Below are 25,590 nucleotides of genomic sequence, written 5' to 3' on the forward strand. Positions count from 1 at the left end.
AAATCCTATTTATTCAATAACTTGCCACGCGTTACTTTGCGCTAGGCGCAATGCGCCTTTCATGGCACAAATAGAGTGATTCAGGCGCCGTTTTCCGCGCTGATTCGGCACACCTTCGAAGGCCCCTACATGACTGAACCAGCCCGGCAACCCATCGCCGACACTGAGCATGCCATTCCCATTGAATATGGCGCGGAATCGATCCGGGTTCTGAAGGGACTCGATGCCGTCCGCAAGCGGCCGGGCATGTATATCGGCGATACGGATGACGGTTCGGGCCTGCATCACATGGTCTACGAGGTCGTCGACAACGCGATCGACGAAGCGCTTGCAGGTCACGCCAGCGCCGTCGAAGTTATTCTGAACGCCGATGGTTCGGTCACGGTGCGCGACGATGGTCGCGGCATTCCTGTCGACATCCATAAGGGCGAAGGCATATCGGCAGCCGAGGTCATCATGACCCAGCTCCATGCCGGCGGAAAGTTCGACCAGAACTCCTACAAGGTGTCCGGCGGTCTGCATGGCGTCGGCGTATCCGTGGTCAACGCGCTGTCGAGCAAGCTCATCCTGCGCGTCTGGCGCAACGACAAAGAGCATCGCATCGAATTCGCCCATGGCGACGCGGTGGCGCCACTCTCGGTGGTCGGCGATGCCAATGGCAGGCGCGGCACCGAGGTGACATTCTATGCCTCGGCGGAAACCTTCACGACGCTCGAATATGATTTCGCGACGCTCGAACATCGTCTGCGCGAACTCGCCTTCCTGAATTCCGGCGTCAACATCAGATTGTCGGATCTGCGTCATCCGGTCGAGAAGACCGAGAACATGATGTATGAGGGCGGCGTCGAGGAATTCGTCAAATATCTCGACCGCAACAAGAAGGCGATGGTGCCGACGCCGATCGTGATGCGCGCCGAACAAGGCGGCATATCAGTTGAAGTCGCGATGTGGTGGAACGACAGCTACCACGAGAACGTGCTGTGTTTTACCAACAACATCCCGCAGCGCGACGGTGGTACCCATCTGGCCGGTTTCCGTGGCGCGCTGACGCGCCAGGTCAACGGCTATGCCGAAGTTGTCGCCAAGAAGGAAAAGATCGCGCTGACCGGCGACGATTGCCGCGAAGGCCTCACGGCCGTGCTGTCAGTGAAAGTGCCCGATCCGAAATTCTCGTCGCAGACCAAGGACAAGCTGGTGTCCTCGGAAGTGCGTCCGGTGGTCGAGAACGTTCTCAACGAAGCCCTCGCCTCATGGTTCGAGGAACATCCGACCGAAGCCAAGATCATCGTCAGCAAGGTGATCGAGGCCGGCGCCGCCCGCGAAGCCGCGCGCAAGGCGCGCGAACTGACCCGCCGCAAGGGGGCCCTGGACATCGCCTCCCTGCCCGGCAAGCTCGCTGACTGCCAGGAGCGCGATCCCGCCAAGTCCGAACTGTTCATCGTCGAGGGTGACTCGGCAGGCGGCTCTGCGAAACAGGGCCGCAACCGGGAATTCCAGGCCGTACTGCCGCTGCGCGGCAAGATCCTCAATGTCGAACGCGCGCGCTTCGACAAGATGCTCGGCTCCGAACAGATCGGCACGCTGATCACGGCGCTCGGCACTGGCATCGGCCGCGACGACTTCGACCTGTCGAAACTGCGTTATCACAAGATCATCCTGATGACGGACGCCGACGTCGACGGCGCGCATATCCGCACGCTGCTGCTGACATTCTTCTTCCGCCAGATGCCGACGCTGATCGAAGGCGGCTATCTCTACATCGCGCAACCGCCGCTCTACAAAGTGACGCGCGGCAAGTCCGAGCAGTATCTCAAGGACGAGCGGGCGCTGGAAGACTACCTGATCGAGACCGGTCTCGACGACTGCATCTTCAAGCTCGCTTCGGGCGAGGATCGCACGGGCCGTGATCTGCTGGCGCTGGTGGAGGATGCCCGCGTCATCCGCGGCACACTCAACAATCTGCATTCGCGCTATAATCGCAAAGTCGTCGAGCAGGCTGCAATCGCCGGAGTGCTCAATCCGCGGGTCACAGCCGATCTCGCAACCGCCAATGCCGCCGCCGACTACATCGCCAAGCGTCTGGATGCCCTGGCCGACGAAGTCGAGCGCGGCTGGATCGGTGAATTCCGCGAAGGCCAGGGCTTCTTCTTCGAACGCACGATTCGCGGCGTGAAGGACGTCTCCTTCATTGACGATGCCCTGCTCGGCTCGGCCGACGCCCGCAAGCTCGACGAATATGCCGGCAGCCTGCAGGAAGCCTATCCGAAATCCGGCGTCCTGCGCCGCAAGGACATCGAATTCCCGATCCACGGTCCTGTCAGCCTGTTCGAGGCCGTCACCGACGCCGGCCGCAAGGGCGTTGCCCTGCAGCGCTACAAAGGTCTGGGCGAGATGAATCCCGGCCAGCTCTGGGAAACCACGCTGGACACCAATGAGCGCTCGCTGCTGCAAGTCAGGGTCAAGGAGGTCGACGAGGCCGACGACATCTTCACCAAGTTGATGGGCGACGTCGTCGAACCGCGCCGCGAATTCATCCAGGACAATTCGCTCAGCGCGAATGTCGACGTCTAAGCGGATCGCACCCCGGAGATAAAACTGAAAAGGCCCGCCATTCTGGTGGGCCTTTTTACGTCTACCCTATTTCTTTACCAACGGGCAGCGCGACTGCGCCAATGGCTGGAAGGCTTGATCTGCCGGAATTGTGGCAAGCAGCTTGTAGTAATCCCACGGCGCCGTGGACTCAGCCGGCTTCTTCACCTCGAACAGATACATATCGTGGACCATACGACCATCTTCGCGGATCTTGCCGTTCCTGTAGAACACGTCATCCACCGGCAGTTCACGCATCTTCTTCATCACCTCTTCGGTGCTGTCGGTGCCGGCGGCCTGAACGGCTTTCAGATAATGCAGCACCGATGAGTATGTGCCGGTCTGCAGCATGTTCGGCATGGCGTTGACCTTCCCGTAGAAGCGCTTCGACCACTTCCGCGTCTCGTCGTTCATGTCCCAATACGACGCCTCCGTGATCGTCAGCCCCTGGGCCTCCTTCAATCCGAGACCGTGAACGTCGTTGATAAACCCGGCCAGCGCCGACAGCTTCTGGCCGCCTGCCGTCAAACCGAACTCCGCCGCCTGCTTGATCGAATTAATGGTGTCGCCGCCGGCATTGGCGAGAGCCACAACCTTGGCCTTGGACGACTGCGCCTGCAGCAGGACGGAAGCGAAGTCCGCGGTTCCGACCGGGTGCTTGGTCGCACCCGCGACCTTGCCGCCCGACGCCTTGACGACATCGCCGGTGTCCTTCTCGAGGCCTTGACCGAACGCATAGTCGGCCGTCACGAAATACCAGGTGTCGAAGCCTTGGCTCACAAGCGCCTTGCCCGTGCTGTTCGCGATCGCGAATGTGTCATAGGCCCAGTGAACCACATAGGGCCCACACACCTCATTCGTGATCCGGGTCGATCCGGGCGAGCTGAGGGTGATGATCTTCTTTTTCTCTTTGGCGATCTCAAGCACCGCCAGCGCAGGCGACGACGACGCAACGTCGAGAATGGCATCGACCTTGTCGGTATCGAACCATTTGCGCGCAGCGTTGGCGGCAATGTCAGGTTTGTTCTGGTGATCCGCGAACACGACTTCGATCGGCATGCCGAGAACCTTGCCACCAAAATCCTCGGCCGCCATCTGCGCCGCCGTCACGGCGCCTTTGCCGGTGATGTCGGCATAGACACCCGACATGTCCTCAATGACGCCGACGCGAACGACGCCGTCCGAGATCTGTGCGGTTTGTGCATGGGCCGAAGCCGTGCAAAAGAATAGGCTCGCAAGCGCGGTCGCGAAGTAACCTGCACCGAAGTCGATCTGTCTCATGTTTCCCCCTTCCGCGTATTGATTGGCTCAATACGCCTGTTGCGATGTGGTCTTGTCGTTACTTCCCGCTTCTGTTCGCGAAGGCGGCGAGACCGCGCTTGGCGTCTACACTCGTAAAGGTGCGCTGGCCGAGGGCGGCCTCCTTGTGAAAGGCGTCCGCGAGCGGGAGGTCCTGCAGCGTCAGCGCGGCTTCCTTGATGGTCTGGATCGCAATCGGGCTCAGCGCGGCGATCTTTTCGGCGAATTCGAACGCGACCGACTCGACCTGTTCCGCATCGACGACGCGATTGACGACGCCCCTGGTAAAGAGGTCATTGGCGGAAAAGCGTTCCGCCGTCAGCATGATCTCCATGGCATGGGCGTAGCCGATCTGCCGGACCAGACGCACCAGCGTGCCGCCGGCCGGCACGAAACCATGTTTCGGCTCAGGCAACTGGAAGATGGCATCGCGCGCGGCGATGCGAATGTCGGTCGCCAGCATGATCTCGAAACCACCGCCCATGCACATGCCGCGGATGGCGCTGATGACCGGCTTGTAGAAGCCCGGAAACTTGATATGTGCGGGATCCCAGGCGGAAATGTCGATGGTATCGGCGGCCAGCGCCGGGATCGACTCCATCAGATCCGCACCGACGCAGAAAGCACGGTCGCCCGTGCCGGCCAGCACAACGACGCGCACGGCGTCGTCATCCTTGATCGCGTGAAAGGCGCGGCCAAGATCGTCATACATCGCGAGCGTCAGCGCATTCATCTTGTGCGGCCGGTTGATGCGGACAGTGGCGACATGGCCGTCTCTGGTGACATCGATCGACATCAGATCGCTCCCGACGCCTTGAGACGCGCCAGCTCGTCCGGCGTTACGCCAGCCAGGCGGGCAAGCACATCCGCATTATGTTCGCCGGGCATCGGCGCCTTCTCGAACGACGTCTGATCTGCACCGGACAGTTTGATCGGAAGGCCGAACATACCAATCAGCTGGCCGGCGACCGGCACATTGACGATCATGTTTCGCGCAGCGATGTGCGGGTCTTCCACCACTTCGGCGATGTTCTTGATGGCGCTGAGCGGGATCTTGTCGCCCGCCATCTCTTCGAGCTCGGCCTTGGTGTAATTGCTGAACCAGCGCTCCAGCAGCGGCTTCACCCTGGTTTCCGCCACAGTGTGATCGAACCGTTTCTCCATCGTATCGATGGCAGGATCCCTGGCCTGCTCCGGTTCGCCGAACAGCGTGCAGGTGATCGCCCAGAACTTGTCGGTGTAGCCACCGAAGAAGACGTAGCCGTCCTTGCAGGGAAACTGGCCATAAGGTCGAACGAACGGGTGATCGTTGCCCAGTGGCGAAGCGACTTCTTTCTGCGCGGTGTAGCGGACCACCGCATTCTCGGTCAGTGTCAGCACGGAGTCTTGCTGAGACACGTCGACCACCTGACCGGCACCGGTCTTTTCTGCCTCTCGCAATGCTGCGAGCGTTCCGATGGCCGCATAGAGGGACGCAGCGAGATCGCCTATGATCGTGCCGACGCGGACCGGCGGCATGTCGGCATAACCGTTCATGGACCACAGCCCGCCGGCCGCCTGCCCCGTATTGTCATAGGCCGGCTTGGAGGAATTGGGGCCTGTGCGGCCGAAACCGCTGATGGCGGTGTAGACCAGCTTCGGATTGAGCTCGCGCAGTACCTCGTAGCTGAGGCCAAGCTTGTCCATCGTGCCGGGCCGGAAATTCTCGACAAGGATGTCGGCCTTCTGCACCAGCTTCTTCAGCAGGGCCTTGCCGTCGTGGGATTTGAGATTGAGCGTGATGCCCCGCTTGTTGCGGTTGAATTGCGTGAAGAAGGCGCTGAGCTGCTCATCGCTTTCACCAACGAAAGGCGGAAATGTTCGCGCGTAATCCGGCTCGCAGGGATGCTCCACCTTGATCACGGTGGCACCCAGGTCTGCGAACAACATCGAGCAGAATGGACCTGCGACGACCCGCGTGATGTCGAGCACCGTCACGCCCTTGAGAGGACCATTACGTTCCTTCAACCCACCCATCTTTTCTTCCGTGTTCACATCATCCTCCCAGTCCATGCGAATGGACGCCAACAACATCGGCGCGCATGGTTTTCGTACAAGAGCATGAGCATCGAGGATACATTTCATATTCGCCGACTGTGCCGGCAGCGCTTGCACGAATTTGCGTCGCAAAAACTGGCGTTGGAAAAACTTCGCTTTTTACGAACGCAGCTTCTCAAGAACTTCCTTGGCGCGATCGACACGCACATCGTGATCGGCTGCGAGGGCGGCGGCGACCTTCTCGATCTCGTCGCCAGCAGCGCCGGCAACGATCGCGATATTTCTGGCGTGAAGTGCCATATGGCCCTTCTGGATGCCTTCCGTCGCGAGCGCGCGAAGTGCTCCCATGTTCTGGGCCAGGCCGACGGCAACAGCGACTTCCGCCAGTTCCTGCGCACTCTGCACGCCAAGTATCTTCAGGGCCGCTCGCGCGGCGGGATGGGTCTTGGTGGCGCCGCCGACGAGGCCAAGCGCCATCGGCATCTCAATGGTGCCGACGAGATTGCCCCTGCCATCGATTTCCCAATTGGTCAGCGAGGTGTAGCGGCCGGAGCGCGAGGCCCAGACATGAGCGCCGGCTTCGATGGCGCGCCAGTCATTGCCGGTGGCGACCACGATGGGATCGATACCGTTCATGATGCCCTTGTTGTGGGTCGCAGCGCGGTAGGGATCGACGATCGCAAATGCGCAGGCCTCGACGATACCACGGGCAATGCGCTCGCCAGCATATTCCTCGGTCTTCAGCGCCTCCGGCGTCACTGACACCGTGGCGCGGGCGATGCGCAGATCGGCATAGTTCGACAGGATGCGCAGACGCACGGTGCCGCCGGTAATCTTCTCGATCAGTGGCGCGACCGTCTCCGCCATCGTGTTGACGGTGTTGGCGCCCATGGCATCGCGTACGTCGACGATGAGATGCACGGCCATCATCGGCCCCACCGGCGTGTCTTCGAACACATGCACCTCGACGTCGCGGCAGCCGCCGCCGAGCGAGATCAGCACTTTGTCTTTGGCATTGGCCGCTTCAAGGATGGCATCGCGCGCGCGCAGCACGCGCGCACGGGCACCGTGCACGTCGGTCACGCCCAGCACCTGCACCTGCGCACGCATGATCGGCGCGGAGCTCGAGGTCTGGAAGCCACCGCATTTGCGAACGATGCGAGCCATATAGGACGCCGCAGCCACCACTGACGGCTCCTCGACCGCCATCGGAATCAGGTAGTCACGGCCGTTCACGGTGAAATTGGTAGCGATACCGACCGGCAGTTCGAACGTGCCGATGACATTCTCGATCATGCCGTTGGCAAGTTCGAGCGGCAGCGTACCGGGGCCGAAGGCCGCGCGCTCGGTGTCACCGAGCGAGGTCGCGTCGATCACACGGCCCAGCCTTTCGGCAGGCGCGAGATTGCGCAGATTCTCCAAACGCGAATTGATCTTTCCGGGTTGTTCGCCCGACTTCGAACCGGCCATTGCGGCGCCTCCCACACACAGGGTCTTTTGTTGGCCGCACGTTAGGCACCCGTGGATGATCTCCGAAAGAGACAGTTTTGAAATATTGTCCTAGACTGTACCCATGACGAAATGACTTCTCTGGTCACGGATGCAGCATTTTTCCCTGCAAATGGCGCGCGACCCAAGATCCGTCTGCGCGGAGACATGAGACTGGACTATTGAATTCAATCTTGTCGCTCTTGGAAAAAGGTACGGTTCTGATGGATCGTCCAGCACTGCACCCGGAGACATTGCTTGACCGCTTCTCGTGAACCGTCCGACCACAGAGCAACGCTGGCCCAGACTTTAGCCAGTCGGTTGCGTGCGCAAATCCTCTCCGGCGCGTTGTCGGAAGGCAACCGCCTGCCTTCAATCAGAAAGGCCGCCGTGGAATTTGGCGTGTCGAAGAACACCGTGGTCGACGCCTATGACCGGCTGGTGCTTGGCAAATTCGTTGCGGCCAAGGCAGGCTCCGGTTTCGTTGTCATCTATCGCGGCGATGATGGCGGGCGACCGAAACACGTCAGCGAAGCCGTCGACATTGCATCTCTGCTGAGCGCCCAGCTCTCGCAGAATTTCGAGATTCGCGTCGGCGACGGACGGCCGCCGGCTTCGTGGACGGAACAATCGGAGATCAAGCGCCATCTGAGCGGGACCGGACGGATCCTGCCGGCCGCGGCTGACGCCTATGGCTCTGCGCTCGGATTCCTGCCGCTCCGACAACAGATCGCGTTGCGGCAGCAAGCCCAGCAAATTGCGGTGAGGGAAGACGGGCTTCTGCTCACATTCGGAGCCAATCACGCGCTCGACCTGATCATCCGCGCGATGCTGTCGCCTGGCGATACGGTGCTGGTGGACGAGCCCGGCTACTATCCTTTGTTCGCAAAGCTCACGCTGGCCCAGATTCGCATCGTCGGCGTTCGCCGCCTGGCAGATGGACCGGATGTGGATGACCTCGCCGCAAAGATCCGGTCGGAGCGGCCGAAGCTGTTCTTCACGCAGTCGCTCGGCCACAATCCGACCGGAGGATCGATCACGCTGCCCGTAGCGCATGCGGTGCTTCAGACGGCGATGCGATCTAATCTCGTGATCGTCGAGGACGACCCGTTTGCCGATCTGCCGATGGCGGCGAACGGCCGGCTGGCGACGCTCGATCAGCTGAACAATGTGATCTCGATCGGGACCTTCTCAAAGACGCTGTCGGCGAGCCTGCGATCGGGCTTCATCGCCGCCCGCAGCGACCGCATCGCGACGCTGGCCGAACTGAAGATGCTCACCACCGTCAACAGTTCCGGCCATGTGGAGCGGCTGTTGCACCGGCTGCTCGCCGACGGCCACTATGACCGGCACCTGAAGCGGCTGGGACAGCGGAGTGACGCCGCCATAGGCCAGGTGCGCGCCAATCTCGTTCGCAGCGGCCATCAGATCTATGCCGACGCACGCACGGGCTATTACCTGTATCTGCTGCTGCCGGACGGAATCAACGACATGGCGCTGGCGCGCGAAGGCGCGAAAGACAGCATCTTCATCGCGCCGGGAAGCCTGTTCTGCCTCGACAAGAATAGTCCGCTGGCGCGGGCGATCAGGATCAATGTGTCGCGGGCGGACAATCCGAGGTTCTACGAATTTCTGCTCCGCCGACTGCAATAGACGCAGCGACGCCTTCAGGTCGCTTCTTCGGCATAGGGCGCCAGCACATCCAGCAGATCCCGACCGCGCGCCGGGGTCGGCTCCACCAGGGCGCGGTTGGCGACCGAGTCGAGATGCGAATGCATCAGCGACATCGCCTTGTTGGCGTCGCCGTCCTGCAGCGCTTCGATGATCGCAATATGCTCGCTGATGCCGCATTCCGACGAATGCGGCCGACTGAACAGCGACAGCGTCAGACAGCAGCGATAGGCGATCTCGCTCACATAGCGGACCAGCACCGGGCTGTTGGTCATCGACGCCAACATGATGTGAAATTCCGTCGCTAGGCGGATGGACACGGCGTTCGGCCCATCATGCGCCTCGCGCTCCGCCTCGACATGCGCTTTGAGGCGCGCGATCTGGCTGCTGCTGAGCTTGCCGGCGATCTTGCGGACGATCAGCCGTTCGAGATCCATCCGGATGTCGAAAATGTCCCGGGCATCCTGCCAGCTCGGAGTCACAACCACTGCAATGCGATTACGGCGAAGCTCCACAAGCCCCTCGGACGCCAGTTGCCCGAGTGCATAGCGCGCAATGGTCCGACTGACGCCGAAGCGCTCACCCAGGGAGTCCTCGGGAAGCTTGGCGCCGGGCTCCAGAGCCTGCTCGATGATCGCCCGCCGCAGCGCGCGGCAGATGACCCCAACCTTGTCTTTTGAGTTCGGCGCTTCTGGCATTCAGTCAGACCTGTCGCGATTTGAGCGTTCGGGGCCGTGCCCGAAGTGCATGCAGTCGAGAAGAATGGTTGCCCAATAATTCCTCAGGGAATGGAGAGCGAACGTAAAATGACAACGTTTCGCCCCGGACTCAAGTGGCACTCCAATTGCATGCACTTGTAGCTATGACAAGTATGCAAGACACGAGGGCCACCGGAGCCCAGCGCAGGCCGACCGCGATCGAATTGTCGGCCACCTCGGTGACCTTCGGCCGCGGCCCGACCGCCACGCCGGCACTCGCCGAGACCAACCTTAGCATTCCCGACGGCGAATTCCTCGCCCTTGTCGGCCCCTCCGGCTGCGGCAAGTCGACGATCCTCAAGCTCGTCAGCAATCTGCTTCACCCCACCACCGGCGTCGTGATCGTCGGCGGCCGCGAGGTCGCTGCCAAGGCGCTACGGATCGGCATGGCGTTCCAGAATCCGACCATGCTGCCCTGGCTGACCATCGAGCGGAACATCATGTTGCCGCTCAAGATCGTGGAGCCGTTCCGGTCCGAGTATCGACAGAAGCGCAAAGGCGAATTTCGCGACAAGGCCCATGCGCTGCTGGCGCAGGTCGGCCTCAAGGATTTCGGCAACAGGTATCCCTGGCAACTCTCCGGCGGCATGCTGCAGCGAGCCAATCTGTGCCGCGCACTGATCCATGAACCGCGCATGTTGCTGCTCGACGAGCCCTTCGGCGCGCTCGACCAGTTCACCAAGGAGGAACTCTGGTCGATCCTGCAGAGCCTCTGGCTGCAGCACAAACCTACGGTGCTGCTCGTCACGCACGATCTCCGCGAAGCCGGCTTCCTGGCCAGCCGCATCTGCGTGATGAGCGCCCGGCCGGGCCGTATCCTCGACGACAGCCGTGTGGACTTCGCCCGCCCACGCACCATTCCGATGACTTTCGAGCCGGACTTCGTCGCGCTGAACCAGCGTCTGCGCGATCTGATCGTCAATGCGCGGAGCAATGCGTCCGCCACGCAGGAGGCATAAATGAATCTCGGCCTGCGTCAAAAACTCTGGTCATTCGGACTAATCGTCGCCTTCTTCGCGGCGTGGCAACTGTTCTGCGTCGTCTCGGGCATGTCCGATTTGATCTTGCCGCGCCCAACCGATGTTCTCGCGACACTGATCGCGCGCTTCCCGGTGCTGTGGCCGCATATCACCCAGACCCTAAGCACGACCATGGCCGGTTTTGCCCTTGGTGTCGGCCTCGGCGTGGTGCTGGGCGCGGTCATTGGCGTCTCGAAAGTTGCCTATGACACCGCCTATCCGCTGCTCGTCGGCTTCTCGTCGATCCCGAAAGTCGCCGTCGTGCCGATCTTCGTGTTGTGGTTCGGCTCCGGCTCCGTACCTGCGATCCTCACCGCGCTGTCGATCTGCTTCTTCCCCATCGTCGTCAATATCGCGACCGGCCTCGCCACCACAGAGCCCGAGCTGGAAGACGTGCTGAAGGCCCTCGGCGCCAGCAAGATGGACATTCTCTGGAATGTCGGCCTGCCGCGCACCATGCCGTTCTTCTTCGCTTCGCTGAAAGTTGCGGTCAGCTACGCGTTTGTCGGCGCGGTACTGGCGGAAACCGTCGCGTCCAACCGCGGCATCGGCAATGTGATGATGAGCGCATCATCGAACTTCAATGTCCCGCTGGTCTTTGCCTGCCTGTTCATTCTCGCGATCCTCGGCGTGGCGCTTTACGTCATTTTCTCTCTGATCGAGGCGCGCGTGACCGGCTGGGCCACGCGCAAGAACGATCTCGTTGCGACCTAATCAACCCACATCAACCAGGAGAACGTCATGTTGAAAAGATTGACCGCCCTCGCAATCGGCAGCGTCCTGCTCACAGGCTCTGCCTTTGCTCAGGAGACGACCATCAAGTTCACATTGGGCTGGAAAACCCAGGGCAGTGACGCGGCGTTCTTCTACGCGAAGGACAAAGGCTACTTCAAGGAAGAGGGCCTGAACGTCGTGATTGATCAAGGCGAAGGCTCGGGCGCGACGGTGACCCGCATCATGTCCGGCGCCTGGGATGCCGGCTTCGGCGACGTCAATGCCATCATCCAGAACGCATCGACACGCCCGCAGGACGCGCCAGTGATGGTCTATATGATGTGGAACCAGCCGCCTTTCTCGATCGTCACCAAGAACACCAGCGGCATCAAGACGATAAAGGATTTCGAAGGACGCACGCTGGGCGGCGCGCAAGGCACGCCGACGACCCGCCTGCTGCCGGTCTTCATCCAGAAGAACGGCCTCGCGGCCGACAAGATCAAGGTTACCAACATGGCGCCCAATCTTCAGGAGCCGATGCTGATCAAGGGCGATATCGACGCTGCCCTCGTGTTCAACATCACCAGCTATTTCAACCTCGTCCTGAATCGCCAGGATCCCGAAAAGGATTACAAGTGGTTCTCCTTCGGTGAATTCGGCCTCGACCTGTATTCAAATGGCGTGATGGTGTCGCAGAAGCTGTTGGCGTCGAATCCAAAGGCCGTTGCCGGCCTGGTCCGCGCGATCAACAAGGCCAACATCGCCGTAGCAAAGGATCAGAACGCAGGTATGGCGTCGGTCGTCGCCTTCGATAATCTGGTGGATGTTCCCGTCGAGAAGCGCCGCCTGCAATATTCCTTCGACAAGCTGATGGTCTCGCCCGAGATGAAGGAAATCGGCGTCGGCGACATCAAGGATGACCGCATGGCCCGCGCCATCGGCATGGTCGTCGAAGGTTACGACCTGAAGCGCACCCCGACTCCGAAGGAAGTATTTTCCCGCGAATTCCTGCCGGCGCGTGGGGATCGCGAACTGGTCTATACCGCGAACTGAGTGACACGCGGCATGACCGAGGTTGCGTCTGCGACGAATATCTTCACCGGCACAGATCGGGGCCTCGTTCCTCGGGCCAGCCTCCATTATACGGATGGCCTGATCACGAGCGTCTCGACCGGCGCAAGCCTTTCGCCGCAGACGAACCATCTGACCATTCCCGCGCTGATCAATGCCCACGACCATGCCCGGCCGTCCATGACATCCTTCGGCGCATCGAACATGCCGCTGGAATCCTGGATCGTTCGTTCGGCCTTCGGTACGCCGCCCGATCCCTATCTCGTCGCCGCTGTCTCGCTCGCCCGCTCGGCGCGTGCAGGCTGCGGCGGCGCTATGATTCATTACACCCGCCCGAGCGGGAAGATGCCGATCCTCGATGAGTCGATCGCCATTGCAAAGGCCGCGAGCGATGTCGGCATCCGGCTGGCCTTCGCGCTGGCCGTGCGCGACCAGAACCCGATCGTCTATGGCGACAGCGCCGACGTGCTTGCCGCATTGCCTGAAGATGACCGCAGCACGATCCAGGACATGTTCATTCGGCCGAGCCCGACACCGTCAGAATATCTCGACCGCGTGGAGGCCATTCATGCCGCCATCGCCGGACCGATGGTCGACGTGCAGTTCGGCCCCGCCGGCGTCCAGTGGTGCTCGCCCGCTTTGCTCGAAACCATCGCAGAGCGCTCCGCGATCACCGGCCGGCGCGTCCACATGCACCTGCTCGAAACCATTTATCAGCGGCAATGGGCCGACCGCGCTTTTCCCGGCGGCGTTGTGCGCTTTCTGAAAGAGATCGGCCTGCTATCGAGCCGACTGACGCTGGCCCATTGCATTCATGCCCGCCCGGGCGAACTCGACATGATCGCCGAATCCGGCGCGACCATCGTAACGAATTTCAGCTCCAATTTGCATCTGCATTCCGGTCTTGCGCCGATTGCTGATGCACATCGCCGCGGCTGTCCGATCGCCGTGGGCATCGACGGCATCGCTCTCGACGAGGACGATGATGCGATCCGCGAAATGCGCCTGGTGCAGATGGCGCATGACGGCCTCGGCTTCGACCGCACGTGGAGCCGGGCAGAGTTTCTCGTGGTCGCCATCCGCAACGGCCGCAAGTCGATCGGCGCACCGGGGACGGGCATACTCGCAGCCGGAGAAGCCGCGGATTTCGTGACACTCGATATCGGCCAGCTCGACCGCGATGCCATCATGCCTGTCGACCCGATCGACATGCTGTTTGCCCGCGGCAACAGCAGCTGCATCCGCGATGTGATCGTCAACGGCCGCACCATCAGCCGCGATGGAAAACCGACCGGTGTAGACCTGGAGGCCATGGAGATAGAGTTGCGCGGGCTCTACCGGAAGAGCGTGCCGCAGTTCAAGGCGTTCGAACGCACCTGGGCGCCGTTCGAAAGCGCCGTGGCGCACTGGTTCCGGCAGCAGGGGTGCTGCTAGCTCATCCAACCTCAAGCAGCCTTAGTTCACCTGACGTTTTTCCAGCTTTCGGGCCAGCGTGCGGCGATGCATGCCGAGACGGCGCGCGGTCTCCGAAATGTTGAAATCGCTTTCCACCAGCGTCTGATGGATGCGCTCCCATTCCAGCGTCTTGATCGAAGTCGGACGTTCCGTGAGCGCCACCTGAACGTCGCCTGTCGCTTTCTGGAATGCTTCCTCGATATCGTCGGTGTTCGAGGGCTTCGCAAGGTAATGACACGCGCCAAGCTTGATCGCCTCCACCGCCGTGGCGATGCTGGCATAGCCGGTGAGCACCACGATCAGCATCTCAGGGCTCAGCGCGTGCAGCGCTTCAACACAGGCCAGGCCCGAGGCGCCCGCAAGCTTGAGATCGACCACCGCATAGCCCGGCACCTTGTCGCCGAGCACCTCGGTCAAGGTCTCGAAGCCCTCGGAATGCAGCACAGTGTAACCGCGACGCTCAAACGAACGCTTCAAGGTGCGCGCGAAACCTTCGTCATCCTCGACAATGATCAGCAGACGTTCATCCGACATGTTTGCGCGCTCCAATCGCGAGGGCGGACAACGGCAGCGACAACGTCACCAGGGCGCCGCCCACGGGCCGATTCTCTGCCACCACGGTGCCGCCCAGTTTGCGGACGGCATTGACCACCAGAAACAGACCGAGCCCGCGCCCGGACTGGCCTTTGCTTGAATTGTAGGGTCTTCCAAGATTCGCCAGCATCTCTTTGGGGAAACCCGGCCCCATGTCGCTGACCTTCAGTACCAGAAATTGGCCATCGCGCTCGATGGCCAGCCGGACCCAGAGTGGAGATACTTCATTCGCATTGTCGAGCACGTTGAAGATCATCTGCTTCAATGCCGAGTCCGACACAATCGGCATATCCTCGCCAAACCGGTTCTCATAGACCAGCGTGTTGATCGAGCGGGCGCCGCGCCAGTCCTCGACCAACTCGCCGAAGAAGCCATTGACTGTGGTCACGACCGGAGCCTCGCCGCGCATGTCGCCGGCCGACATCAGAATGCCGGTGACGATCGATTTGCAGCGCTGCACATCGGCCTGCATCTCGCTGATCTCTTCCATCAGCTCGGAATTACCCGCAAGCGCCGGCATTCGGCGCCAGTCGCTGAGGATAACAGACAGTGATGCCAGCGGTGTGCCGAGTTCATGCGCGGCGCCCGAGGCGAGCAGGCCCATGCGCACGATATGATCTTCCTCCGCGGCTTGCTGGCGCAGCGCTGCGAGACCCTCGTCCCGTTCGCGCAAGTTTTGCGCGATGCGCGCCATGAAAACGACGATCAGCGCCGCGTCCAGCACGAAGCAGATCAGCATGCCGATAATGTGCAACTGGAACAGGTCGTCGCGCAGCGCGTCCGGCAGCTCCAGCGGGCGATGAAACACAATCAGCCCGGCGAAACATAGACAGGCAACGACAACCACGACCCAGGTCGAGCGGCCATTCAGCAGCATCGCCCCGAGCGTCACTTGCAGAAGATAGAGCGACACGAATGGATTTGTCGCCCCACCGCTCAGATAGAGCTGCCCGGTCAGCGCCGCCACGTCGAGCAGCAAGAGCAGCAGCAGTTCGCGGTCACGCGCGTCGGTCTGCTGGCGCAGCCATTCCTGGCTGATGACATTCAGGAATACCGAGCCACACAGCACCATGACCATGGCCATCAACGGTAGTGCGATCCCCATCACCAGATGCACGAAGCCGATGGTCAGGACCTGCCCGACCACTGCGATCCAGCGCAACTGGATCAGCAGATTGATGTTCTTGATATTGGTGGTCTCGTCGAGCGGTGAAGCCGCGAGCGCGACACGTGTGGCAGCTCCCGCGCTAGGCGACGCGGTCACCGCACTGACGCCACTGACGTCTGGTGTCTCCACGTTGCTCTCTGCTCCCAAACCCGGCATCTCGCCCCGTCGGCCTGATCGGCCGGTCTCAATCGAACCGGCGCGTCGTCCATGACGTCATACGCGAGGTAGTGATTTTTTCCGAATCCGCCACTCGTCACGGGCGACGAACAAGGCGCCACCGGCCAGCATCAAAGCCAGGCCGAACCAGGTGATGGCATAGACTACGTGATTATTCGGGAACGCGATCACGGTCAGCCCGCCATGAGGCTGACCCGGCGCGTCCAGCGCGGCATTGGCATCGATGAAATAAGGCGCGACGACACCGAGCTTCTGGCTGGCCGCAATGGCCTCGACGTCGCGGGAATACCAGCGCTGGGCGACCGGATCGTTGCTGCGCAGGAACCCGCCCTTCGGCTCGGTGATGCGCAGGAGGCCCGTCACCGACACCGGCGTCGCGGGCGCCCCGAATGCGCCAGCCTTACGCTCATCCGGGCTGACAAAGCCCCGGTTCACCAAAACGGTGTAGCCGGCCTCGGCGCGCAATGGGGTCAGCACCCAGAAGCCGGCGCCGAGATCCGAGACGGCCTGAACCAGAGTATCGGCACCCGGCACGAACCGGCCGGTGACGCTGATGCGACGATATTCATCGTCACTGCGATTGATCGCAAGCCACGCCGCGGGCCCGGGTGCAGCTTCGGGCGCGGCGTGGCTGCGCTGATCGACGCGTGCGATCAGATCCAGTTTCCAGGCGCGGCGTTCGACCTGCCAGATGCCCAGCGCGGTCAATCCCGCAATGCCGAGCAGCGCCAGCAGACCCAGCACCGCGAGCGTCGTCGCGCGACGTGGCGACCGCCCGGATTCGATTTTCGATTCAGAGGAGTCCTGTCTGGCCGGGCGGCCCACGACGACCCCGTCGTTGGCGCGCGCCATGGCCATCAGGGCATATTCCTCATGTCGTGAACCGGCATCATGTTGACGTTGAGGTGATACATCACCCAGAGCGAGCCGCTCAGCGCAATAACCACGACGATGATCGTGAAGATCAGCGCCATCATGGTCCAGCCGGCATCCGACGTCGTGTTCATGTGCAGGAAGTAGACCATGTGAACCACGATCTGCACCACAGCGAACGCAACGACGATCGCGATAGTCCAGTTCTTGTTCTCAATCGCATTGGTCATCACCAGCCAGAACGGAATGGCGGTGAGGACGACCGACAGGAAGAAGCCGATCAGATAGGACTTCATCGAACCGTGGTCGCGGCCGTCATCATGACCGTGGTCATCGTGACCATGTCCGTGCGCGGCATGTGCATCGGCGCTCATCGCAGCACTCCCAGCAGATAAACAAAGGTGAAGACGCCGATCCAGACGACATCGAGGAAGTGCCAGAACATGCTCAGGCACATCAGACGGCGCTGATTCGCCTCGATCAGACCGAACCGGGCGACCTGCACCATCAGCGTAACCAGCCAGATGATGCCGAAGGTGACGTGCAGACCGTGGGTACCGACCAGCGTGAAGAAGGACGACAGGAAGGCGCTGCGCCAGGGTCCTGCACCTTCATGGATCATGTGGTGGAACTCGTAGAGTTCGATGCACAGGAAGGCCAGGCCGAACAGGCCGGTGATGCCGAGCCACATCTGGGTCGACTTCACTCTGCCCTTCATCATCTCCAGCATTGCGAAGCCATAGGTGATCGACGAGAACAGCAGCATCGCGGTGTTGAGCGCGACGAGCTTGAGGTCGAACAGATCCTTCGGTCCCGGTCCTGCGGCATAGCTGCCGCCGAGTACGCCGAAGGTTGCGAACAGCATCGCGAAGATAAGGCAGTCGCTCATCAGGTAGAGCCAGAACCCCAGCATGGTGCTGGAGCCGGCCGGATGATCGTGCTCGTCGACGACGTAGAAGACCGGAACTTCAGTGCCGTTTATCGTCTGGGTCGTAATATTCATGACGCGGCCTGCGCTGCGAGAAGTTTCGTACGGTCACCCTCGGTACGGATGACGTCCTCCACCGGGATATGGAAGTCACGGTTGTAGTTGAAGGTATGGAAGATCGCGACGGCGACGAGAGCGACGAAGCTCAGAGCCGCGAGCCACCACATGTACCAAATCAGAGCGAAGCCCATTGCTGTAGCGAGCACCGAGAGGATCACGCCAGTACCGGTGTTCTTCGGCATGTGGATCGGCTTGAAACCTTCCAGTGGACGGACATAGCCGCGGCGCTTCATGTCCCACCACGAGTCGTTGTCGTGAATGACCGGGGTGAAGGCGAAGTTATAGTCCGGCGGCGGCGACGACGTTGCCCATTCCAGCGTACGGGCGTTCCACGGATCGCCGGTGGTATCGCGCAGTTTCTCGCGATTCCAGATGCTAACCGCGATCTGGACCAGAAAGGCGCCAATGCCGATGGCGATCAAGACGGCGCCGAAAGCCGCGATGATGAACCAGATCTGCAGAGACGGATCGTCGAAGGTACGCAGGCGACGGGTGACGCCCATCAGGCCGAGCACATAAAGCGGCATGAAGGCGAAGTAGAAGCCGACAACCCAGCCCCAGAACGACACTTTGCCCCAGAACGGATCGAGCCTGAAGCCGAACGCCTTCGGGAACCAGAAGTTGATCGCCGCGAAGATACCGAACACCACGCCGCCGATAATGACGTTATGGAAGTGGGCGATCAGGAACAGGCTGTTATGCAGCACGAAGTCAGCCGGCGGCACCGCGAGCAGCACGCCGGTCATGCCGCCGATCACGAAGGTCAGCATGAAGGCGATCGTCCACATCATCGGCAATTCGAACCGGATGCGGCCGCGATACATCGTGAACAGCCAGTTGAATATCTTGGCCCCCGTCGGGATCGAGATGATCATCGTCGTGATGCCGAAGAAGGAATTCACGCTGGCGCCCGAGCCCATGGTGAAGAAGTGATGCAACCAGACGAGATAGGATAGGATGGTGATGACCAGCGTGGCGTAGACCATCGAGGTGTAGCCGAACAGCTTCTTGCCCGAAAATGTCGAGGTCACTTCCGAGAACACGCCGAACAGCGGCAGAATCAGGATGTAAACCTCCGGGTGGCCCCAAATCCAGATCAGGTTCACATACATCATCGGGTTGCCGCCGAGATCGTTCGTGAAGAAGTTGGTGCCGACGTAACGATCCAGCGACAGCAGCGCGAGCACGGCCGTTAGGATCGGGAAGGACGCGACGATCAGGACGTTGGTGCAGAGCGAAGTCCAGGTGAAGATCGGCATCTTCATCATGGTCATGCCCGGCGCGCGCATCTTCACGATGGTCGCGATCAGGTTGATGCCCGATAGCGTCGTGCCGACGCCGGCCACCTGCAGCGCCCAGATATAATAGTCGACGCCGACATCAGGACTGTAGCCGATATTCGATAGCGGCGGATAAGCCAGCCAGCCGGTCTTGGCGAATTCACCGACGAACAGCGACATCATGACGAGGATGGCGCCACCGGTCGTCATCCAGAAGCTGAAATTGTTGAGGAACGGGAACGACACGTCGCGCGCACCGATCTGCAGCGGCACGATATAGTTCATCAGGCCGGTGACTAACGGCATCGCCACGAAGAAGATCATGATCACGCCATGGGCCGTGAATACCTGATCGTAGTGATGAGCAGGGAGGAAGCCGTCCGAACCATTGAAAGCCATGGCCTGCTGGGCGCGCATCATGATCGCGTCAGCGAAACCGCGCAGCAGCATGACGATGCCCAGCACCATATACATGATGCCGATCTTCTTGTGGTCCACGCTGGTGAACCACTCCTTCCAGAGATAACCCCAGAGCTTGAAATAGGTCAGCGCGCCAAGCAGCACGATGCCGCCGAGCGCGACCATGGCGAAGGTGGCGACCAGAATCGGTTCATGGAGCGGCAGCGACTCCAATGTCAGGCGGCCGAAGATGAACTTCGCGAGCCCGGTATTTGCCAGTGCGGCTGTATCAGACATTCAGATCAACCCGATCAGGTGTTGGAAGCGCGCCGCTCGGCAAGCGACGGCGCAGGCGTGAAATTGAACGGCGCGGGGGCGGTACCCGGGCGCGAGAGACCAGCACCGGTGACCGGTGTCGGGTCGAGCGGGGTCGTCGAAAGGCGATCAGACGCTTCGCGTGCAGCCTCGGCGAGGGTGCAGACGCTGGCGACGTAGTTCTTCGTCGAACTGGATCCGTCGAGCATCGAGATATTGTACTTCAGCGGCAGGATGTTGCGGGCGCTGGCGAGGCCGAGCCCGCCCTTCGCGTCGATCGCCATCATCTCGCTCATGCACATTTTGCCGGGCTGGGCGCACATGTTGAGGATCGCTTTATAGAGGTCAGGCGCGACTTCCTTGTAGAGACGAACCGGCACGTTCTCGCTGGGTTTTTCGAGCTCCAGATAGGCCTCGCGGCTCAGCGTCTCGCTGCTTGCCTTGGCCTTGGCGATCCAGGCATCGAAGCCAGCCTGATCGACGCCATGGAACTTGAAGCGCATGCCGGAGAAGCCTGCGCCACTGTAGTTCGCCGAGAAGCCGTCATAGATGCCGGCCTTGTTGATGACCCCGTGCAGCTTCGTTTCCATTCCGGGCATCGCATAAATTTGACCGGCGAGCGCGGGGATATAGAAGGAGTTCATCACCGACGAGGCAGTGATCTTGAAGCGCACCGGGCGATCGACCGGGGCAGCCAGTTCATTGACCGTAGCAATGCCGTATTCCGGGTAGAAGAACAGCCACTTCCAGTCGAGCGCGACGACTTCGACCTGCAGTGGCTCGTTCAGGCTTGCCGCGTTGCCGGGCGCAATCCGGTCAAGCCGGCGATAGGGGTCGAGCAGATGCGTGCTGGACCAGGTCACGGCGCCGAGACAGATGATGATAAGGAGGGGCATCGACCAGATGACCAGCTCGAGATGGGTCGAGTGATCCCAGTCCGGTTCGTATTTGGCAGCGGCATTCGACTGTCGGTACTTCCAGGCGAAGAACACAATGAGCGCCATCACCGGCACGATGATCAGCAGCATCAGCACGGTGGAAATGACCACGAGATCGCGTTGCTGCACTGCGATGTCACCCGCAGGATTCATGACGACGAAATTGCATCCGCCCAGCAAGGCAACCAAGGGCAGCAAAAGGAGTATCCGTAGGCGGCTCAAGGTGTTACCCATTCGATAATGTCCGTTTGCACGCACGGTTAAGCGCATTTGCTGCAGGGCAACATTGGACAATTTGTCCAATGGTCCGAAGACGCCGTTCGCGACAAATCGTCAACCTCGCGTCGCCCCTTGGGCGTCGATTGCATGACCTTCAACACACCACCGACGGATAGAAAAAATGGCGCAGACGTCATCGACGATGGAACGGGACGCACGCCTTCTGCACGCGGATGGCCACGGCAAGGTCAACCCGGGCGAGATCGCCATCGGCGTGATCATCGGCCGAACCTCCGAGTTCTTCGACTTCTTCGTCTATGCGATCGCCTCGGTGCTGGTGTTTCCGAAGCTCGTCTTCCCCTATCTCGACCCGCTGACCGGCACCCTTTATTCCTTTGCGATCTTTTCGCTGGCCTTCATCGCCCGTCCGATCGGCACGATGATCTTCACGGCCATCGACCGCAGCCAGGGCAAGGGCGCCAAGCTGACGATCGCGCTATTCCTGCTCGGCGTCGCCACCGTCGCCATCGCCTTCCTGCCCGGTTACGAATCGATCGGCGTCGCGTCGGCCTGGCTGCTGGCGGCCGCACGTATCGGCCAGGGCATTTCCTGGGGCGGCACATGGGACGGCCTTGCTTCGCTGCTGGCGCTGAATGCGCCGGAGGGCAAGAAAGGCTGGTACGCCATGATCCCGCAGCTCGGCGCGCCGATCGGTTTGCTGGTGGCCAGCGCGCTGTTCGCCTTCTTCGTCGACACCCTGTCCGCTGAGGACTTCCTCGACTGGGGCTGGCGCTATCCGTTCTTCGTCGCTTTCGCCATCAACGTCGTCGCCCTATTCGCCCGTCTGCGCATGGTGGTAACGCCCGGCTACACCGAGCTGTTCGAAGCCCGCGAGCTCGAACCGTCCTCGATCACCGAGACGATCGCCTCGCAGGGCCGCACCGTGGTGATCGGCGCTTTCGCCCCGCTGGCGAGCTTCGCACTGTTCCACATGGTCACAGTGTTCCCGCTCTCCTGGGTATTCCTGTTCACCCGCGAAGCACCCAGCCGCTTCCTGCTCGTCGAATGTATCGGCGCCGTGTTCGGTATCATCGCCATGATCGTATCGGGCTATGTCGCCGACAAGGTCGGCCGCCGCACGTTGCTGACCGGTTCGGCGATTGCCATCGCCGTGTTCAGCGGCTTCGCCCCGCAGATGCTGGACGGCGGCATCGTCGGCGAACTGGCCTTCATGGTGACCGGCTTCATCCTGCTCGGCCTGTCGCTCGGTCAGTCGTCAGGCTCGGTCGCATCGAGCTTCTCGAAGCGCTTCCGCTACACCGGTTCGGCGCTCACCACAGACCTTGCCTGGCTGTTCGGCGCCGGCTTCGCGCCATTCGTGGCGCTGGTGATGTCGAGCCGCTTCGGCCTGTCCTCGTCGGGCGTCTATCTGCTGTCGGGCGCAGTCATGACCCTGCTTGCGATCTCGATCAACCGGCAGTTCGCCAGCCGCGACGCTTCGGCAATCGAGCCGTAAACAACATTGACGCTAAACAGAAAGAGCCTCGGTTCTGATCAGAACCGAGGCTCTTTCTGTTTATTTTGAATTGATTCCCTGACGCGAACCTGCATCCGCTTCGCTTAGGATGCGTTCGGCAGCGCCTTGCAGATCGTCATACCGGCCTGACTTCAGCGACCACAGGAATGCCACGAGGCCAAGCCGAGCCCGATGGCAATCGGGATCAAAGAGAAATAATCCGTCATTCCGCCGGCTCCATTCTGACCGACATCCGCAGCGTTGATACGTTGACCCCCTGAGACTTGTCGGACCTGCTGCGGCCACGGAGCCGCAGCGCATTGGCGACCACCACGATGGACGAGCCGGACATCACGATGGCTGCGACCAGCGGTGTGACATGGCCCATGATCGCGATCGGCACCGCGATGAAATTGTAGCCGACCGCCAGCGCGAGATTCTGGCGCACCAGATGCCCGGCCTCGCGAGACACTGCGATTGCCTGCGACACCGCCGACAGATCCTCGCGCAGGAAGACGAGATCGGCAGCGTTGCGCCCGACATCGGCAGCCGAGGCCGGCGCCATCGACGCATGCGCGGCCATCAGCGCCGGCGTGTCATTGAGTCCGTCGCCGACCATCAGCACTTTCTTGCCGGCGGATGCCAGCTCTGCCACATGCGCCGCCTTGCCGCCCGGCAACACGCCGGCGAAATACGGCACGCCCATGCCGATCGCGAGTGTGCGCACCGGCATCTCTCGATCGCCCGACACGACCTCCACAGCAAGACCATCGCGTTTCAATGCGAAGACCGTCTCAGTCGCACCCGCGCGCAAACGATCCTCGAAGCGGAAATCCGCCAGGCATCGCCCGTCGCGCGACAGCACCACGGAGGAGCCATCGAGATCCATCCCGCTGATATCGGCGAGGGCCCATTCCGGCCGCCCGAGGCGAAGCACGCTGCCACCGAGACGCGCTTCCATGCCGCAGCCCGGATGTTCGGAGACATCATCGAGTGCAATCGGAGCCTGCGCCGCCGCAACGGCAGTTGCGAGCGCACGCGAATAGGGATGTCGCGAATGCGCGGCGACCGCACCGGCCAGTGCAAGCGTCGCCGGATCGATCGCTTCTGCATTGACGACGCGGGGATTGCCGAGCGTCAACGTTCCCGTCTTGTCGAACACCACCGTATCGACCTCGGCAAGGCGCTCCAGCGCACCGCCATCCTTGATCATGATGCCGCTCTCGAACAGCCGTCGCGCCGCAACCACCTGGACCATCGGCACGGCAAGACCGAGCGCGCAGGGACAGGTGATAATCAGCACCGCCACTGCAATGGTGATTGCGCGATGCACGTCGCCCGACGCGATGAGCCAACCTACCAGCGTGATGGCGGCGGTGAGATGTACCACCGGCGCATAAAACCCGGCCGCACGATCGGCGATGCGACGATAGACCGAGCGGCCCTGCTCTGCGGCTTCCATCATCCGCAGCATTTCCGCGAGGAACGAATCGCTGGCGGAGGCTGTCGCCGTGATGATCAGAGGCCCCGTGAGATTCAGCGTGCCTGCGCGCAGCACCGAACCCGGGAGCGCCGGCTGCGGCACGCTTTCGCCGGTGACCAGCGAGACATCGAGTTCTGACAGACCCTTGGTCACCGTTGAGTCGACCGGCACCCGTTCGCCGGCAGCGAGCATGATGGTCATACCCACAGTGATTTCGCCCACCGGCAGATAGGTCTGCGAACCGTCATTCTGCAGTACCAACGCACCGCGTGCCGCCAGACGTGCCAGTCCCTTCACCGCGACACGCGCACGCTCGCGCATCATGTGATCGAGGGTACGGCCGATCAGCAGGAAGAACAGCAGCGTCACCGACGCATCGAAATAAGCGTGCGGCCCATGCGTTGCGGTCTCATACAGGCTCATGCCGAAGGCCAGCAGCACACCGAGCGAGATCGGCACATCCATATTGGTGCGACCGTGGCGTAGCGCCTGCCACGCCGAACGAAAGAACACCCGGCCCGAATAGATCAACGTCGGCAGCGCAATCAGCGCGGAAATGCCGTGGAACAGATCGCGCGTCGCGGGCTCTGCGCCTGACCATACCGACACCGACAACAGCATGATATTGCCGGCCGCAAAGCCCGCCACCGCCAGCGCCCGGATCAATTCCGACAGCGTCGTGTCCTTGGCATCGCCATCGACTTCGAACAGATGCGCCTCATAACCGACATTGCGCAGCGTCTCGATGAAAGGCGGCGGCGCGGCATCGACGTGCCATTTGATGGTGACGCGCTTAGTGGAGAGATTGACCCGCGCCCAGGTCACGCCATTGAGCGCACCCAGCGCTTGTTCGACCGTGCGAATACAGGCCCCGCAATGAACATCCGGGACCGAGAGGTCGGTTTGCCTCAAACCGCCGGCAATGGTCCGGCTGGCCAGCACCACCTCGCGGGGATCCGGCGTCGCCAGCACGGCCAATTCTGCTCCTGAGCCACAGCAACTCATCGGCGACCTCGTTTCTCATGTTGCGCATGATCCTTTTCGGAAAACCGGTTTCCACTTTTCCGGATCATGCTCTAGCCGGGCACCTCGACACCCCGCTTCATCGCCATATTGGCGCGCCACGTCCCGTGACCGGGCACGGGAAACACGACGATCATACCGAGCAGCCCGGTCATGACATTGATCAAGAACAAAGCCAGCGCGATTCCCGCCCAGGTCAGCATGACCGGCAGATTGGCCCGGACCATCCCCATACGGGTGCCCATGGCAGTCAACGCATCGACACGCTCGTTGAGCAGCATCGGAACGGCGCACCCAGGACCGACCACCAATCTTGCGATCGAGCGGTGCCAGCCGGGAATCCCCTGCTCGTCTCGCGGCGGCTCGTCAGGCGGAACGCGCAGCGCCCGATCGGCACAGAGCATCCCACACCATCACGACGAGCTCACTCCGCCGCCGCTCCCATTGACATAGGTC

21 protein-coding genes and 1 pseudogene are annotated in these 25,590 nt (G+C 61.5%); 7 read left to right on the forward strand and 15 right to left on the reverse strand.

The window, feature by feature from the left end:
• Window positions 1-129: 129 nt before the first annotated feature.
• Window positions 130-2,571: a DNA topoisomerase (ATP-hydrolyzing) subunit B gene (gyrB, locus tag ACEK02_RS03185; RefSeq protein WP_371420350.1), complete on the forward strand. Its 2,442-nt coding sequence runs from the start codon at window positions 130-132 to the stop codon at window positions 2,569-2,571.
• Between the two features lie 66 nt (window positions 2,572-2,637).
• Here the strand turns inward: gyrB and ACEK02_RS03190 are convergent, their stop codons facing one another.
• The 4 genes from ACEK02_RS03190 to ACEK02_RS03205 form a co-directional block, all read right to left on the reverse strand.
• A complete protein-coding gene (locus ACEK02_RS03190) occupies window positions 2,638-3,870 on the reverse strand; it encodes an ABC transporter substrate-binding protein (RefSeq protein ID WP_371420351.1) in 1,233 nt (410 codons plus the stop codon).
• A gap of 58 nt (window positions 3,871-3,928) precedes the next feature.
• Window positions 3,929-4,684 (reverse strand): enoyl-CoA hydratase/isomerase family protein, encoded by a 756-nt coding sequence (locus ACEK02_RS03195; protein WP_371420352.1) that lies wholly within the window; start codon window positions 4,682-4,684, stop codon window positions 3,929-3,931.
• The gene (locus ACEK02_RS03200; protein WP_371420353.1) at window positions 4,684-5,922 is read right to left on the reverse strand and encodes a CaiB/BaiF CoA transferase family protein; all 1,239 of its coding nucleotides are present in this window, start codon (window positions 5,920-5,922) and stop codon (window positions 4,684-4,686) included. Before ACEK02_RS03200 ends, ACEK02_RS03195 begins: the two co-directional genes overlap by 1 nt.
• A 162-nt stretch (window positions 5,923-6,084) precedes the next feature.
• Window positions 6,085-7,395: a hydroxymethylglutaryl-CoA reductase, degradative gene (locus tag ACEK02_RS03205; protein WP_371420354.1), complete on the reverse strand. Its 1,311-nt coding sequence runs from the start codon at window positions 7,393-7,395 to the stop codon at window positions 6,085-6,087.
• A gap of 276 nt (window positions 7,396-7,671) precedes the next feature.
• On the opposite strand from ACEK02_RS03205, the gene ACEK02_RS03210 reads away from it, so the two are divergent.
• Entirely contained in the window at window positions 7,672-9,066 is a 1,395-nt protein-coding gene (locus ACEK02_RS03210; RefSeq protein WP_371420355.1) for a PLP-dependent aminotransferase family protein, read from the forward strand.
• A gap of 14 nt (window positions 9,067-9,080) precedes the next feature.
• On the opposite strand, the gene ACEK02_RS03215 is transcribed toward ACEK02_RS03210, so the two are convergent.
• A complete protein-coding gene (locus tag ACEK02_RS03215; RefSeq protein ID WP_371420356.1) occupies window positions 9,081-9,782 on the reverse strand; it encodes a GntR family transcriptional regulator in 702 nt (233 codons plus the stop codon).
• Between the two features lie 173 nt (window positions 9,783-9,955).
• Here ACEK02_RS03215 and ACEK02_RS03220 point away from each other — a divergent pair, with 173 nt between their 5' ends.
• From ACEK02_RS03220 to ACEK02_RS03235, 4 genes are read left to right on the forward strand one after another with little or no spacing between them, the layout of a single operon-like run.
• Window positions 9,956-10,801, forward strand: a complete 846-nt coding sequence (locus ACEK02_RS03220) for an ABC transporter ATP-binding protein (protein WP_371420357.1) — start codon at window positions 9,956-9,958, stop codon at window positions 10,799-10,801.
• Window positions 10,802-11,575 (forward strand): ABC transporter permease, encoded by a 774-nt coding sequence (locus ACEK02_RS03225; RefSeq protein ID WP_371420358.1) that lies wholly within the window; start codon window positions 10,802-10,804, stop codon window positions 11,573-11,575.
• 27 nt (window positions 11,576-11,602) lie between these two features.
• Window positions 11,603-12,628, forward strand: coding sequence for an ABC transporter substrate-binding protein (locus ACEK02_RS03230; protein ID WP_371420359.1), 1,026 nt, complete (start codon window positions 11,603-11,605; stop codon window positions 12,626-12,628).
• A gap of 12 nt (window positions 12,629-12,640) precedes the next feature.
• Window positions 12,641-14,080 (forward strand): amidohydrolase family protein, encoded by a 1,440-nt coding sequence (locus ACEK02_RS03235; protein WP_371420360.1) that lies wholly within the window; start codon window positions 12,641-12,643, stop codon window positions 14,078-14,080.
• A 21-nt stretch (window positions 14,081-14,101) separates the two neighbouring features.
• Here the strand turns inward: ACEK02_RS03235 and ACEK02_RS03240 are convergent, their stop codons facing one another.
• From ACEK02_RS03240 to cyoA, 7 genes are read right to left on the reverse strand one after another with little or no spacing between them, the layout of a single operon-like run.
• Entirely contained in the window at window positions 14,102-14,635 is a 534-nt protein-coding gene (locus tag ACEK02_RS03240; RefSeq protein ID WP_184512409.1) for a response regulator transcription factor, read from the reverse strand.
• Window positions 14,625-16,019, reverse strand: a complete 1,395-nt coding sequence (locus ACEK02_RS03245) for an ATP-binding protein (protein ID WP_371420361.1) — start codon at window positions 16,017-16,019, stop codon at window positions 14,625-14,627. Before ACEK02_RS03245 ends, ACEK02_RS03240 begins: the two co-directional genes overlap by 11 nt.
• Before the next feature lie 57 nt (window positions 16,020-16,076).
• Entirely contained in the window at window positions 16,077-16,898 is an 822-nt protein-coding gene (locus ACEK02_RS03250) for an SURF1 family protein (RefSeq protein WP_371420362.1), read from the reverse strand.
• Window positions 16,898-17,287, reverse strand: coding sequence for a cytochrome o ubiquinol oxidase subunit IV (gene cyoD, locus ACEK02_RS03255; protein ID WP_371420363.1), 390 nt, complete (start codon window positions 17,285-17,287; stop codon window positions 16,898-16,900). Before cyoD ends, ACEK02_RS03250 begins: the two co-directional genes overlap by 1 nt.
• On the reverse strand, window positions 17,284-17,916 hold the full coding sequence (gene cyoC, locus ACEK02_RS03260; RefSeq protein WP_371420364.1) for a cytochrome o ubiquinol oxidase subunit III: 633 nt from the start codon (window positions 17,914-17,916) through the stop codon (window positions 17,284-17,286). Before cyoC ends, cyoD begins: the two co-directional genes overlap by 4 nt.
• Window positions 17,913-19,937: a cytochrome o ubiquinol oxidase subunit I gene (gene cyoB, locus ACEK02_RS03265; protein WP_371420365.1), complete on the reverse strand. Its 2,025-nt coding sequence runs from the start codon at window positions 19,935-19,937 to the stop codon at window positions 17,913-17,915. Before cyoB ends, cyoC begins: the two co-directional genes overlap by 4 nt.
• 14 nt (window positions 19,938-19,951) lie before the next feature.
• Complete coding sequence (cyoA, locus tag ACEK02_RS03270; RefSeq protein ID WP_371420418.1) at window positions 19,952-21,115, reverse strand: ubiquinol oxidase subunit II; 1,164 nt, start codon at window positions 21,113-21,115, stop codon at window positions 19,952-19,954.
• A 178-nt stretch (window positions 21,116-21,293) separates the two neighbouring features.
• Between cyoA and ACEK02_RS03275 the strand changes: the two genes are divergently transcribed.
• Window positions 21,294-22,628, forward strand: a complete 1,335-nt coding sequence (locus tag ACEK02_RS03275; RefSeq protein WP_371420366.1) for an MFS transporter — start codon at window positions 21,294-21,296, stop codon at window positions 22,626-22,628.
• Between the two features lie 60 nt (window positions 22,629-22,688).
• On the opposite strand, the pseudogene ccoS reads toward ACEK02_RS03275, so the two are convergent.
• The 3 genes and pseudogenes from ccoS to ACEK02_RS03290 form a co-directional block, all read right to left on the reverse strand.
• Window positions 22,689-22,855, reverse strand: a pseudogene (gene ccoS, locus ACEK02_RS03280) (cbb3-type cytochrome oxidase assembly protein CcoS).
• On the reverse strand, window positions 22,852-25,116 hold the full coding sequence (locus tag ACEK02_RS03285; protein WP_371420367.1) for a cation-translocating P-type ATPase: 2,265 nt from the start codon (window positions 25,114-25,116) through the stop codon (window positions 22,852-22,854). Before ACEK02_RS03285 ends, ccoS begins: the two are co-directional and overlap by 4 nt.
• Window positions 25,117-25,187: 71 nt before the next feature.
• Window positions 25,188-25,538, reverse strand: a complete 351-nt coding sequence (locus ACEK02_RS03290) for a hypothetical protein (RefSeq protein ID WP_371420368.1) — start codon at window positions 25,536-25,538, stop codon at window positions 25,188-25,190.
• Between the last annotated feature and the right edge of the window lie 52 nt (window positions 25,539-25,590).

The organism is Tardiphaga sp. (assembly GCF_041424195.1).
In the GTDB taxonomy this organism is placed as follows: Bacteria; Pseudomonadota; Alphaproteobacteria; order Rhizobiales; family Xanthobacteraceae; genus Tardiphaga.

Excerpts from the sequence above, each read along its gene's own strand:
- gyrB (WP_371420350.1), top strand. The coding sequence starts at position 130 with ATGACTGAACCAGCCCGGCAACCCATCGCCGACACTGAGCATGCCATT.
- ACEK02_RS03190 (WP_371420351.1), bottom strand. The coding sequence starts at position 3,870 with ATGAGACAGATCGACTTCGGTGCAGGTTACTTCGCGACCGCGCTTGCG.
- ACEK02_RS03195 (WP_371420352.1), bottom strand. The coding sequence starts at position 4,684 with ATGTCGATCGATGTCACCAGAGACGGCCATGTCGCCACTGTCCGCATC.
- ACEK02_RS03205 (WP_371420354.1), bottom strand. The coding sequence starts at position 7,395 with ATGGCCGGTTCGAAGTCGGGCGAACAACCCGGAAAGATCAATTCGCGT.
- ACEK02_RS03215 (WP_371420356.1), bottom strand. The coding sequence starts at position 9,782 with ATGCCAGAAGCGCCGAACTCAAAAGACAAGGTTGGGGTCATCTGCCGC.
- ACEK02_RS03220 (WP_371420357.1), top strand. The coding sequence starts at position 9,956 with ATGCAAGACACGAGGGCCACCGGAGCCCAGCGCAGGCCGACCGCGATC.
- ACEK02_RS03225 (WP_371420358.1), top strand. The coding sequence starts at position 10,802 with ATGAATCTCGGCCTGCGTCAAAAACTCTGGTCATTCGGACTAATCGTC.
- ACEK02_RS03230 (WP_371420359.1), top strand. The coding sequence starts at position 11,603 with ATGTTGAAAAGATTGACCGCCCTCGCAATCGGCAGCGTCCTGCTCACA.
- ACEK02_RS03235 (WP_371420360.1), top strand. The coding sequence starts at position 12,641 with ATGACCGAGGTTGCGTCTGCGACGAATATCTTCACCGGCACAGATCGG.
- ACEK02_RS03240 (WP_184512409.1), bottom strand. The coding sequence starts at position 14,635 with ATGTCGGATGAACGTCTGCTGATCATTGTCGAGGATGACGAAGGTTTC.
- ACEK02_RS03245 (WP_371420361.1), bottom strand. The coding sequence starts at position 16,019 with ATGCCGGGTTTGGGAGCAGAGAGCAACGTGGAGACACCAGACGTCAGT.
- ACEK02_RS03250 (WP_371420362.1), bottom strand. The coding sequence starts at position 16,898 with ATGGCCATGGCGCGCGCCAACGACGGGGTCGTCGTGGGCCGCCCGGCC.
- cyoD (WP_371420363.1), bottom strand. The coding sequence starts at position 17,287 with ATGAGCGCCGATGCACATGCCGCGCACGGACATGGTCACGATGACCAC.
- cyoC (WP_371420364.1), bottom strand. The coding sequence starts at position 17,916 with ATGAATATTACGACCCAGACGATAAACGGCACTGAAGTTCCGGTCTTC.
- cyoB (WP_371420365.1), bottom strand. The coding sequence starts at position 19,937 with ATGTCTGATACAGCCGCACTGGCAAATACCGGGCTCGCGAAGTTCATC.
- ACEK02_RS03275 (WP_371420366.1), top strand. The coding sequence starts at position 21,294 with ATGGCGCAGACGTCATCGACGATGGAACGGGACGCACGCCTTCTGCAC.
- ACEK02_RS03285 (WP_371420367.1), bottom strand. The coding sequence starts at position 25,116 with ATGAGTTGCTGTGGCTCAGGAGCAGAATTGGCCGTGCTGGCGACGCCG.
- ACEK02_RS03290 (WP_371420368.1), bottom strand. The coding sequence starts at position 25,538 with ATGCTCTGTGCCGATCGGGCGCTGCGCGTTCCGCCTGACGAGCCGCCG.